This window comes from Lactiplantibacillus sp. B652 (assembly GCF_023806745.1).
GTDB lineage: Bacteria > Bacillota > Bacilli > Lactobacillales > Lactobacillaceae > Lactiplantibacillus > Lactiplantibacillus pentosus.
On the sequence record NZ_JAMSKY010000010.1, the window covers coordinates 89,169 to 102,560 of the forward strand.

9 protein-coding genes are annotated in these 13,392 nt (G+C 47.4%); 8 read left to right on the plus strand and 1 reads right to left on the minus strand.

The window, feature by feature from the left end:
• Positions 1–175 precede the first annotated feature (175 nt).
• Complete coding sequence (locus MZO40_RS12510) at positions 176–856, minus strand: EAL domain-containing protein (protein WP_050339145.1); 681 nt, start codon at positions 854–856, stop codon at positions 176–178.
• Positions 857–1,405: 549 nt separating this feature from the next.
• Between MZO40_RS12510 and MZO40_RS12515 the strand changes: the two genes are divergently transcribed.
• From MZO40_RS12515 to trxB, 8 genes are all read left to right on the plus strand, one after another.
• Positions 1,406–2,818 carry an FAD-dependent oxidoreductase gene (locus MZO40_RS12515; RefSeq protein ID WP_105924316.1) on the plus strand — a complete coding sequence of 471 codons (1,413 nt, stop codon included), beginning with the start codon at positions 1,406–1,408 and terminating at the stop codon, positions 2,816–2,818.
• Positions 2,799–3,950 (plus strand): glycosyl hydrolase family 8, encoded by a 1,152-nt coding sequence (locus MZO40_RS12520; RefSeq protein ID WP_252133310.1) that lies wholly within the window; start codon positions 2,799–2,801, stop codon positions 3,948–3,950. Before MZO40_RS12515 ends, MZO40_RS12520 begins: the two co-directional genes overlap by 20 nt.
• A gap of 16 nt (positions 3,951–3,966) precedes the next feature.
• A complete protein-coding gene (locus MZO40_RS12525) occupies positions 3,967–5,463 on the plus strand; it encodes a hypothetical protein (protein WP_216746693.1) in 1,497 nt (498 codons plus the stop codon).
• On the plus strand, positions 5,456–7,033 hold the full coding sequence (locus MZO40_RS12530; RefSeq protein WP_105961328.1) for a hypothetical protein: 1,578 nt from the start codon (positions 5,456–5,458) through the stop codon (positions 7,031–7,033). Before MZO40_RS12525 ends, MZO40_RS12530 begins: the two co-directional genes overlap by 8 nt.
• A gap of 1,018 nt (positions 7,034–8,051) precedes the next feature.
• Entirely contained in the window at positions 8,052–9,329 is a 1,278-nt protein-coding gene (locus MZO40_RS12535; protein ID WP_050339140.1) for a glycosyltransferase, read from the plus strand.
• On the plus strand, positions 9,268–11,412 hold the full coding sequence (locus MZO40_RS12540; RefSeq protein WP_252133311.1) for a cellulose biosynthesis cyclic di-GMP-binding regulatory protein BcsB: 2,145 nt from the start codon (positions 9,268–9,270) through the stop codon (positions 11,410–11,412). Before MZO40_RS12535 ends, MZO40_RS12540 begins: the two co-directional genes overlap by 62 nt.
• Positions 11,405–12,262 carry a diguanylate cyclase domain-containing protein gene (locus MZO40_RS12545; protein WP_003637845.1) on the plus strand — a complete coding sequence of 286 codons (858 nt, stop codon included), beginning with the start codon at positions 11,405–11,407 and terminating at the stop codon, positions 12,260–12,262. The genes MZO40_RS12540 and MZO40_RS12545 overlap by 8 nt, the downstream gene beginning before the upstream one ends.
• Positions 12,263–12,354: 92 nt before the next feature.
• Positions 12,355–13,293, plus strand: a complete 939-nt coding sequence (trxB, locus tag MZO40_RS12550) for a thioredoxin-disulfide reductase (protein ID WP_003637846.1) — start codon at positions 12,355–12,357, stop codon at positions 13,291–13,293.
• The last annotated feature ends 99 nt before the right edge of the window (positions 13,294–13,392 follow it).

Sequence of the window (13,392 nt, forward strand, 5' to 3'; positions counted from 1 at the left end):
AAATGAGGTGAAGAGTCGTATGGCTGACCAATGTCAGAAACGCTGAACAATGAAATGACTGGCTTACGGTATGCTGCATAAAAAAGCCATGAAATCTGGGTAAGATTTCATGGCTGTGATCCAGGACAATCGCACGTCGTTATCAGTGTGAGGCCCAATTAATGATGAATAATAGCTAATGGTCGGCCTTTAATTTGAATAAATGTGGTTTGCCGTAATAGTAACCTTGGCGTAATGCGATATTTAAGTCGTCCGCCATCTGGTCTTCAACGTCATTTTCGACGCCTTCTAGAATCAGGCGAATATCATGCTTTAAAGCGATGTCGCGCCAAAATTTCAGTTGAATTGGAATCTCGTTTTCGCGATCTTCCGCGCGAAAGTTTTGCATCGCAAACTTGATTTCTTCAGCTGATTCTAACAATGGTTTGATGTGATCATACACGTTGATGCCAGTCCCAACATCATCAAGACTGAATTGTAAACCGCTGGCCTTGTACTTGGCAATTTGTTGTTGCATGGCCGCCAACGTATAGGTGTCTTCACCTGGTTCTTCGGTGACTTCAACGATGACGTGAACCGGGAATAATTTCTTCTGCGCGTCAATGACGGCGTTGGCGATGTCATCGTTCAGAAATTGTTTGCGGTTGAAATTAATCGACACCGAGCCAATTTTAAGTGCTAGTTCACTGGCCGTAGCCTTTAGTAAGCTGACTTGTACATCGATTGGAATATTATCGAAGCTCTCCGGTAATGTCCAGCGGTCCTGATCAGTTTCACGATAGCGAATCAGCATTTCGTAACCAATCAGTGAATTATTAAATTTATTTAACTGAGGCTGAATAAAGTAACGGTACATGAGCTGGCTCCTTTGATTGGATTAAAACGTTGAACCTTTCACTAATACATACTATACCAAATAACGACTTAGGGAAACTGTTTGTCACTGACTTTTTTGCATTGTATTGAATGTCAATTGGGATAATGATAATTGTGCTCAATCAACTAGTTGGCCAGTTAAGTGCTCACAGTCAGTTGATAAGCGCAGAAATTAAACGCGTTCAGATCCCGCATCGCAGTCTGTCATTCGGAGGTTTGATGGTTACGGATGGGCGATATGTCTCGTGCAGCGTCAGCATACTTTGTGGTGGTCTTAATTCGCGACGAGATGAGTATGAGATTGCACGACCGAGTCAGTTGAATACTTGCTGTTTTTAGGGCGACTAAGCTGTTCAAGAAGACTGGTTTCAATTCGGCCGTAACAACCGTCAGCCAACCCTGACCATAACGACGGTTATCAGGTTATCAATAACTGTGTCAATTGTTGATTAAGTAATGTAAATTTAGAGAGAAGCAGTTATAATTGATTATGTTTAAATAAATCAAATTAATAATGGGAGTAAATGAAATGAAAATCGTAATTGTTGGGTGTACCCATGCTGGGACTGCCGCTGCAGCCCAAATTTTGAAAAGTCATCCTGAAGCCACAGTTCGAATCTATGAGCGTGATGATAATATCTCCTTTCTATCCTGTGGGATTTACTTGTACTTGGGGGGCAAAGTCAATCACCTAGAGGACATGTTTTATTCTTCACCAGAGGCCTTAGCCAAGCTGGGAGCGTGTGTTAAAACACAGCATAACGTGCTCAAAATTGACGCGCAGGCTAAAACGTTGCAAGTCGTCGATATGCAGACGGGGAAAGTCTTCGATGATACCTACGATAAGCTGATTATGACGACGGGGTCAAACGTGGCCGTGCCACCGATTTTTGGGATTGATGAATCCAAAGTGTTGCTCTGCAAGACTTATCAGCAAGCCCAAGAAATTTACGAGACTGCCAAGGACAATCAGCGCATTGCCATCATTGGGGCGGGCTACATTGGTACGGAACTATCCGAAAGCTATGCTAATACGAATCATGACGTCACCTTGTTCCAATCACATGACCAGATTTTGAATAACTACATTAGTCCGGATATGTCCGACCAGGCGGTGCAATTGTTGAAAGCGCACGGCGTCAACGTGTTGCTGAACCATCAAGTGACGGCCTTTACTGGTGGGGATGATGGCGAACTCGTTATCGAAACCAATCAGGGCGATTTTACGGCTGATTTGGCAATCGTCGGGACCGGGTTTGTGCCGAATACGGAATTGTTGCGGGGACAGGTCGAGATGGATAAGCACGGTGCCATCATTATCAATGACTATGTTCAGACCTCGAATCCTGATATTTACGCTGCCGGGGACTCGTGCGTCGTCAACTTTAATCCGACGGGGGCGTCAGCCTATACGCCACTAGCGACTAATGCCGTTCGTCAAGGTGCCTTGGCGGGGTTAAACGTCTTTGGCAATCAGCAACGTTACATGGGGACGCAAGCGACGTCCGCGATGCAACTCTTTAACCACACACTGGCAACGACCGGGTTAACACTGAAAATGGCCCAGCAAAGTCATATTCCAGCCGAACGGGTCACGTTTGACGGCACGTGGCGGCCTAGCTATATGCCAAGCACCGATAAGCTCACGATCGAACTCATCTATAATCCGGAGAATCGTAAAATTTTGGGTGCCCAATTCTTGAGTGCCCATGAGGTCGCCCAGTCCGCGAACGCAATCTCGATTGCGATTCAAAATGGGAATACGATTGACGACCTATCCTTTGTCGACATGTTATTCTCGCCTAATTTTGATGACCCGTTTAACTACCTGAACTTGGTCGCACAACAAGCCGTTGAACAGGAACGTCAGGCCGGACGCGATAACCCCCGTATCACGGCCTATGGCGATTGGGCAAAACAAAATGACCGTGACTTACAGTAAGCCGTTACGTCGATATTGGTGGTTAATCGGCTTGCTGATAGCGTTGATGGGACTGAGTGGGTGTCGACAGCAGACGACCGTGAAACCGCCCAAACAAGCGCCCAGTGGCTTTGTCGTGACTACAAATTATGCGGCTGATTCTAAGCAGCAACGCCAACGCTTGGCGAACTTTATTAAGCGCGGCTTGTTGACCAAGCAGGGCCTATACACGAATTATTTGGATACGGCCAAACGGACCACGGCGACTGCAAGCGGCCACGAGATGCTGAGCGAATCTTCCGGGATGTGGCTACAGTATCTGGCTACCACGCATCAGTGGGCGCAGTTTCGGCAATTTTACCGGCAGACTAAGACGACATTTGATGAAAAGGGGTTGTTCAGCTATCGCTATGATCCGCGGACGAAGAAACGCTACAGTGTCAATGCGACGCTGGATGATTTACGGGTCATCCGAGCATTATTAACTTACGATGAAGCCCGCCAGACGACGCATTATCGGCAAGAAGCGGCCCAACGCTACCAGACCTTAGCCCAGACGACGATCAAGAATGGACACTTAGTCGATTATTATGATGTTCATTCGCATAAAGCGGCGACGACCGCCAGCTTAGCCTATTTTGATATGCAGACACTCAAGTATTTTGAGCAGGAGACCAAAAGTGGCCGGCAAGCTTATCATAAACAACTGATCGTGCTCAAAGGCGGCTACTTAGGCGACGTCTTTCCATTGTATGCCAAAAGCTATCAATGGACGACGGCGACTTATAGTTCGGGCAACTTGAATACCTCTGAAGCGCTGGAGACACTGTTGCATTTAGCCGAAATTAAGCAACTCAAAGCGACCAGTCGACGATGGCTGATTCAACGGGTCACTAAGCGCGACTTGGCAAATGGCTATACGATGTCCGGGACCGTCAGTGTTGGTGGTGAATCGGCCGCCAACTATGCCTTAGCCGCGGCGATTTTTGCTCAGCTACATGACCGTAAACACTATCAGCTCGCGATGAAGAACGTGTGGCGTCTGCAAGTTGATCAAGCTGATTCGGCCATTGACGGGGGTATTGGTGATGTCAAGACCAAGCAAGTCTATTCGTATAGCAATCTGACGGCGCTTAACGCAGCGTTTTATTAAAGGGGGGCTCAGCACGGTGACGATAGTTAAACAACGACTGCAAAGCGGATTGCGCTGGTTGCAACGCTTACTGCCGCCCCCGCTGTTAGCGACCCTGATTTGTGCCGGGCTAGCGGCTTACGTTGCCTTGGTGCCACCGATTAACGGGTTGGCCGACAATGGTGATTTTTATCGCGCAATGTATTCGAATGGCATCTATAAGTTATTAGGAAGCCACTACAATTATTTTGATTTTGTGACGCAAAAATTTGGCTTGATGAAATATTACAACGATTATCAGTCCGTTAATTTTTCATCACAACCTTTGTTTGTCAAACTCGCAATTGGTTTAAACAAGCTATTTTATAGTCGCACCGTCTTTGATATCCGGTTTATGGCGCTCGTCAACATCGGCTTGTACCTAGTCGGGATTTATCTGTTGACGGATGCCCTGACGTTTCCGTCTAAACGCTGGCGTAATTATGTGATTGCTGGATTGGTCGTCTTCGTGTTTGGCGACTCGTCATTTACCTTGTACTTCAATTCGTTTTTTGCTGAACCGCAGATGCTTGGGTTAACGCTAATTGCATTCGGCTCGTTCTTATTACTTGCTCGTCAACGCTACCGACGACGGTGGCCGTTAATTCTGCTGTACTTTCTCAGCAGTGGCCTCCTGATTACCAACAAGTCGCAAAACGCCCCGTTGGCCTTGAGTTTTGTGGTCATTACGATTGGCCTGCTGTTCTTGCCTCGCGCACGTGCCATGCGTGTCTATCTATTGCTGGGCATGGGCGCGTTACTGATAACGGGTGGGCTGACCTACAAATTAATCGGGCAGGACTTCGTCGATATCAATACCTATCAAACGTTTTCACATGGTGTGTTGACGCAGACGACTGACCCGAGTAAGGACTTAGCCAAAAGTGGCATCGATGAGCAGTACGCCTTGATGCAGTCGCAGGATTACTATGCGAAGCAATTCGCGACGATTCAGGCTTCGGGACCGTACGTCAAAAAGAACCTGATTGCTAAGCTAGGTGTCGGTTGGGTCGTGAAATATTATGCGACTCACCTTAAACAGTTCGGTAAACTGATGGATCTGGCTGCGGCGGATGTCATGATTACGCAGGTCAAGGCGGTTGGTGATTACACGAAGGCTTCCGGCGCACCTGCCGGTAAACAGCTGACTTTTTTTACGACCTATAGTCAGCTAGCAGGGGCCTTCTTCCCGCAAAAATTTGCTTTCAACTGCTTATTAGCCGTCGCGTTGGCAATCGTCTACTTAGTCGGCTTTTATAATGACTTACGGCAACAGCGCATTGAGGGTGTTTTACGGTTCTTTCTAGTTCTTGGTTTACTGACGATATTTATTTTTGTGCCAGTTATTTCGCTGATTGGTGACGGCGATGCTGACCTTGCCAAACACTTATTCATGGTGCCAGTCAGTATTGATTTGATTTTCTTATTATTTATCTCAGATATTTTGAATCATCGTCTGTGGCATGCTTATCGAGAGGAGGCGTCGGATGCGTAAAGCAAGTTGGTGGCTGGTACTCGCCAGTTTGGTTATGACGATGATGGTTGTGACCACCCCCAAAACCGTGCAGGCGGCCGAAAATTCCAAACGAGTCTTGCTCGTATACGACTCTCAGAATGTGGCTGATCATGGGCAGGCAAAGATTGCGGCGGTCCAGCGGATTTTGACCGGACTGCATGTGCGGGGGACGACGATGGCGGCTGAGGACTACCGTGCTGGTGAATTAGCCGATTATTCAGGTGTGGTGACGCTAATCAATTGGCCTCAGACGAAGCTCGATAACGCAGCGTTTGTGCGTGACCGCAATCGATTTAACGGTCCGCAGCTACACATTGGGATGAATCTGACGTCCACGGAGGCACAACGACTTCACGCGCACCGAACGAATCTTTATCAACAGCAGTTTAGTTTACAGGCCGCGCACCAAGGCGTGCAGCAATTATTGCCGTTCAAAACGTCGCTGACAACGCTGACGGATTTGCCAACGGATGCCCGAACAATTGGTTGGTTGACGCCGCAATCGTTGAATGACCGACGTTACCCCTATGGAACGATCGTTGACCGCAACGGGTATTTGCCGTTTCTGTCGACGGGCGGCTACGCATTCATGTTGGCAACGCAAACCATCGCGACCCTATTCGGTACTAGTGGTCACTATCAACCACTGTTGACGATTGCCAAGGTGACGCCGTATTCCAATCTCGAATTGCTCGACCAACTCAGCGCCTGGTTATATGCACAAGGTATTCCATTTGCCGTAAGTACGACGACGGTTGGTGACAATGGCAGTTTTAAAGCCTATCAACGTTTTGCGAAAGTGTTACGGCGCGTGGAAAACCGGGGCGGCGTTATTTTCCTGAAAACGCCGGTTGTTGGTGGCGTCACGGCTAGTAGTGGTCCGGGACTCAATAAGTTGATGAATAGCTATTTGATTCAGTTTGCGCAAAACCAAGTCTACCCAGTGGGCATTAGTAGTTCAGCTTACTGGAATCAAGATCGCGTTTATCGGACGAATTCCTTGGCGAAAGCGAACCAAGTCCTCTTGCTTCCTAATCCGGCAACGACGACTTATGCCCATCAGGACAATCAGGCAACCATTTTTAAGCAGGCGTTTTATGGCATCAGTGCGACATCGTTTGAATCAGTCAAACAAGGCGCGAGTTTGAGCCGCTCGGGATTGGATTTTGCGATTCCAACGGCCCTAACGATGACGATGCCGAATCGTCAGGCGAGTTTGGAAGACGTTACTCGTCGTATCCACCGCATGAATTATCAATGGTATGACCCAACCCAGCAGATGCCGCAAACGCTCATCAAGGCAGGCACTGCGACGATTGGTTATCACCAGGGGACTTATTTCTTAAATGGTGCAGCGACGCAAGTGACCAATGAAGCGCCGAAGACCCAGACCCTGGCACCCGTTAAACCAGCGCAAAGTTGGATGAACCGCTTCTTCAAAACGCAAGGGGTCGTGTTGCTAGTCTTCTTTTCACTGACTTTAGGCATCTTTGGGTTGTTCATCCTCATCGGCCGTCGCGTTTATCTCAACATGTTTAAACCAAAGTAGGGTTGCATCCAGTCGCTGAAGGGCAGCAAGTCAGCTCATACAACTAGTACGCGTTGTGCTGGTTATGATTTAGCATCAAAGATGATTGAATCATGCTAATTATTTGGATTGTTGTTCGTCAGCCGATGCGCGCCTTAGTCCGACTTCCGGGGCCGGCTGACAACGCTGGAACAGGGCGGACATCGATTTGAACTCACGCAGCAACCCACTGCGCAATTTCAAATACGAGTCTTCTTCTAGCCCGGGAACCCCACCCGGACAAGAAGAATTTCGCCCTTGAGCATTGTCAGCCGACCCCTCCAGTCGGGAACCCGCTCGAATGGCAGATGAACGGCCACCTATCTTGGTACAATTGACCTCTGAATATTAAGTGACTAGTCCTTCAGGCAAACTTTTAATTGGCCTCAATAATGCTTTATCACGCTTAATCATTGAAAAAATCAGTTGAATTTTATTCGCAAGATTCAACGGACATTAGTCTTGAATTTAGTCGATAAGATTACCTTCGTTTATAATTTGAGACTTTGCTATCTCAAACGACTAGGGAAAGTTTTGACAAATTCAGTGAAACTGCTGATTCGAAAAGTTAAAACATGGGTTAGGAAGCATAGCTATCATTAGAAACTAGTCTGACAGTTGAATATCAAAATGACCATGGACTATGAATCAACGACTAATCTAAGAAAAAGTTGAGTTCGCACACGTCTGCCTTTCGAATACCATCCAGGCTGGAAGGTGTTTCTGACAATGCTCAGCGATGAAATTTCACTTAACAAGCGTCTTTTGCTTGGTTAGTGAAAGACCAGTATTTAAGACGTGGGTTGTCGGCTTAAATCTGTGTCCATCGCGTTCCAGCGTTGTCAGAAATGCCTGGAAGCCGGCCTAGGACGTCGTCACAACAGCAAGTTTACGGTAACTCGCACTGTTTCCAGCGGGTCTCAGCTGGCAGCCCTTGAACTTAGAAAATAGCATGCTTTAATCATTATCCATGACAATTAACGAGTTGGTACAGATAACCATGATGGATGAGGGGGAACGCATCATTAGTGTTTTAGATTATTTTTTGTTTTTAGCAGTGTTGTCGATTTGGGGCATCCTCGTCGTGAACGTGATTTTGACGATTGCGGGTTATGTTAATTATTTACAAAAGGTGCGGCAGCCTAAGCCGCAATTGCCAGCGCAGGTCCCGTTCGTTTCAATCATGGTGCCGGCCCATAATGAGGGCATCGTCATTGTTAAAACGTTACAAGCCTTACTGAACTTCGACTATCCCAAAGACCGCTATGAAATTATTATTATCAACGATAATTCGGATGATAACTCAGCTGAATTATTAGCTGAGGTGCAGTCGCTCTATCCGCATCGTAATCTCAAGGTCATCAACACCGATAAGACTAACGGCGGTAAGGGTAAGTCCAACGCACTGAACATAGGGCTCAAGCAGGCGCGGGGCACGTTGATTTCAATCTATGATGCCGACAATACGCCTCAGCGCAGTGCGTTGCGGTACTTGGTGGCTGAGTTAATGCAGGATTCCCAGTTGGCCGCGGTCATTGGTAAATTTCGGACTCGGAATAAGAACGCGTCACTGCTGACAAGGTTTATTAATATCGAGACATTATCTTTTCAATGGATGGCGCAAGCGGGGCGCGAGAAGTTGTTCAAACTCTGTACGATTCCCGGTACGAATTATGTGATTCGACGCGATATTTTGGAAGAAATTGGCGGCTGGGACGTTAAGGCCTTGGCGGAGGATACCGAAATCAGTTTTCGCGTTTACCGAATGGGGTATCGGATCCGATTTCAACCGCTCGCCGTCACGTGGGAACAGGAACCACAGACGCTGGATGTCTGGTTTCACCAACGGACGCGCTGGGTCAAAGGCAACATTTACGTGATTTTAAAAAATGCGCGACTGTTGTTTACCAAATCGGGGCGACCGATTCGATTTGATTTGCTGTATTTTTTGGCCATCTATTTCTTACTGATGACATCACTAATTTTGTCCGATAGCATGTTTGTGCTTTCGGTTGCTGGCATCGCACACTCGAACTTAGTTGGGTTCAGTAATGCACTGTGGGTAATGGCCGTTATCACGTTTGTCATTAGCACCTTTGTCACGATTACGACGGAAAAGGGTGAAATGACGCTGGCCAATTTACTCATTATTATTTTTATGTACGTTGTTTATAGTCAAATGTGGCTCGCGGTAGCCGCACATGGAATGGTGGGGTATGTTCGTGAACAAGTTTTTCATCAACAAGCAAAATGGTATAAGACCAAACGCTATCAATAGCTGGCTGCTGTGGGGAATAGTCGTATTGGCGTTACTGGGCGGCAGTGGTTGGACACTTGCCCATCCGTTGATTGGTCAAGCGGCTGATAAGACTCAGACCTACACGCAATCGTTTCAAAACACAACGACGACGCTATCTGGTGACGCGGTCGAAGCTAATATGTACTTCATTAAGATGGACTACTGGCAAGTCAAAAAAGTGACCATCAACCTGAATTTCCAAGTCTCTCAATTAACGAATCGAGAAACTTCAGATATCACGTTGTCGCTCAATGGCACCAAGTTTGAGTCTTTTCGACCGCGCAACCAGACTGGCTTGCAGACGAAAACAGTGAACGTGCCATTGCGCTTGTTACAAGGTGAGAACCAACTTAAAATTAGTGGTCAAATCGTCACTAAAGCCGGTGACAAGGGCAGCCAACGCATTCAGACACCAGCAAATTGGTTGACGATTTATTCTGGCGCCAACGCGAATTTTACTTATCAATTAAAAGCGCCGACGACTGCTATCAAGTCGTTTTACGCCCATTTTTCGGGGACGGATACGATTGCTAACGCTAACTCGGTGATCATTTTGCCAGCACAAGCGACGAATGGTGAGTTGACGGCTGGCATGTACGCCTTGACGGGTGAAGCACGGACGATTACGACCGAAAATAACCAAATTCCAGTCACGACTGCCGATACGACGGCAGCAAAAAATGCGGATTATCGGCTGGTCATCGCCACTTATGCGCACTTGCCTAAGTCGTTGCAACGCCAGATTAAGCCCTCAGAACTAGCGCAACGGGCAGTCATTAAGACGGTTTATCATGATGGCCACCACGCCTTAATTGTTACTGCGCGCACCGCCCAACTGTTACAAAAAGCGAGTCGCTTCATTGCCAATCAGGAGTTGATGCAGGAAACGACTGCCAGCACGAAAACGATTAGTGCTCAGACGGCCACGTACACTTCGGAGGTTCGAAATGGCGGCAAAACACAACTGACGACGAGTGACGATTATTTGACGGGTGCTAACCACCAATCGAGTACCTACTTTGTCAGTTTGCCAGTCGATCGGACCAACGCCAATGGCTCTAAAATTAGGATCCATTTCAGATATGCCAAGAACTTGGACTTTAAACGGTCATTAGTGACCGTTTACGTCAATGATAAGGCCCTGGGAAGTAAACGGTTGACTGCAGCCAACGCGGACGACGACGAACTGACCGTTAGTTTGCCTAAGGGTCAGGCGTTGGGGCATGATTTTACGATTCGAGTGGCCTTCGACTTGGAACTCCCTGGAAAAACTGCGACCAACAATGCACAGACACCTTGGGCCCTGATTCGCTCGAATTCTGAGGCGACCATCAAATCGCAACCGGTCGCTGACTTATTGTTGACGAATTATCCGTATTTGTTTCTGAAAAATGACACCTTCAATCAGTTGGCCGTCGTTCGGCCGAGTCGGTTGAACGCGGATGATTATCAGACGCTGACCAACATCTTCAATCTGATTGGGACCTATGCCAAAAGCAATACCGGACAGATCAAATTTTATACGCATCGGCCAAGTTCAACGGTGTTGAAAAATAGTAACGTCATCGCGTTTGGAACGCCCCAGCAGAATGCGTTCATCCGCGCGCTCAATTCCAAGCTGTATTTTAAATACAATCGCCATTTTACGGGCTTCGTGTCGAATGAAAAATTGAGTATCGAAAAGACGTATGGCCAAAATATCGGCACGGTCCAGCTACTACGCTCGCCGTACAATTCGCATTCTGGCCTGTTGGTGGTGACCGCTGCCAAATCCAGTGACGTCTATCGTGCGTCGACACAAATCAACTTTCAACGCAATATTGCGCAATACCAGGGCGATGCAATTGTGGTCGACCATGATAATAACCACAACGATTATCGCTTTAAGAAGCACGCGACGGTTAAAAATCAGACAACGGTCAAAACGGTGGTGCAGAAAAATTCGAAGCTGGTGCTTTATCTGGGCATCGCCGTGCTGATCATGGTGCTGATTTTGATTGCCGGTTTTCTGATTATTCGTAAGAATGGGTTGCTAGATCGGAGGGATGACCATCATGAATGATGACCAACGCGCGTCACTGCTCGCTGACATCTATTTGCTGCTGTTTTTAGCGTTGATTTGTACGATGGCGGTACTCATGGCCCTGACGCCCAATTTGACGTTAAACACGCTTTATTTGGGCGTGACGGTCGTCATGATCTTGATGACCTACTTCTTTGGCGTCATCGTGGGCTTGATGGCGAACCTCGCCTTTATCTTCGTGCAGGCGGTCGTCATGATCTATCTCAACACGACTCAGCACGCGATGTTTTCACTGATGATGATTTTTTGGTTGATCATGCCCTTGTTGTTGTCAGTGACGTTCTATGGGATGACGCGGCGTCTGACCCAGCTACAGGCTGCTAACGCCAAACTACGCGCAGATATGATGAAACGTGGGGCTTTTGATGAGCAGACCAATCTGCGGACGACCGTCGCCTATATTCAGGATGCCCGCGTTTTCATTGAAACCAATCGACGTTTTCAACTGCCAGTCACGACGGTGATTATTCGGGTGCGCTATTATAATGAGATTCGGCGGATGATGAGTGAACAACAAGCGCGTGATTTGTTACGCCTCGTTTCGGATACGATCACGTCCGCGACTCGCGATAACGATATCACGTATTCGCTGGACCAGGACAACCCGACCTGGGCGATTCTGCTGTTTTCAAATCAACCTGGGGCCCAGATTGCGGCTGACCGAATCAAAACGAACTTTGCGAAGAATTTGCAGCGGTCGACCAGTTTGAATGCCTTAGAAATTTTATTGGTCGTTGGAATCGCCAGTTGGGATGCCGATAAAATGCAGAGCCCATATGACTTTATGAATACAGGCATCAAGGAGACGGAATACGATGTGGCGCGTTGATTTCGGTTGTGTACAAACAAGATAGTCGACAAATGTAAATTTTGGGGGTATATTAGGCGTCATAGTAATTTAAGTGGAAGGGGTCTTTAGAAATGGCAAAGAGTTACGACGTGATTATTATTGGTGCGGGGCCTGCCGGCATGACAGCCGCCCTCTATGCTTCACGGGCCAATCTATCAGTACTGCTATTAGATCGCGGAATCTATGGTGGACAAATGAATAATACCGCCGCAATTGAAAATTATCCTGGCTTTAAATCAATTTTAGGGCCGGATTTGGCTAAAGACATGTATGAATCAGCGACCCAATTTGGGGCTGAATATGCTTATGGTAGTGTTGAATCTGTTGAGGATCGTGGCGATGTCAAAATCGTGACGACCGACAGTGATACGTTCGAAACGAAGGCCCTCGTCATTGGGACCGGTTCTGAATATCGTAAGTTAGGCGTTCCTGGCGAAGATACGTATGGTGGCCGGGGTGTCTCATACTGTGCCGTTTGTGACGGTGCGTTCTTCCGCAACAAGCACGTGGTCGTTGTCGGTGGTGGCGATTCCGCAATCGAAGAAGGCACGTACTTGACGCAACTCGCTGATAAGGTCACGGTGATCCATCGTCGGGACCAATTGCGGGCACAACAAATCTTACAAGACCGGGCATTCGCAAACCCTAAGATTGAATTTGTCTGGAACAGCAATGTGACGGAAATCGTCGGTGACGACAAGAAGGTCACTGCGGTTAAGGTCAATAACAACAAGACGGGCGAAGACAGCGAAATTGCAGTCGATGGTGTGTTTATTTATGTTGGGATCAACCCAATTACCAAGCCATTCAGTAATCTTGGCATTACCGATGAAAATGGCTGGATTGAAACCAATGATCACATGGAGACCAAGGTTCCTGGTATCTTTGCAATCGGCGACGTTCGTAAGAAGGACTTACGTCAAGTTGCCACAGCCGTTGGTGAAGGTGGGACTGCCGGACAAGGCGTCTACAACTACATCACTGCGTTAGGTGACAAGGTCAAAAACTAAATCTGATTAAATTCACTGAGACGACCATGGCTGGTGATTAAGTTCGAACTTAATGACTGTCTGGCGTTAAAGTGCAACACAAAATGCGCGACTAACCTG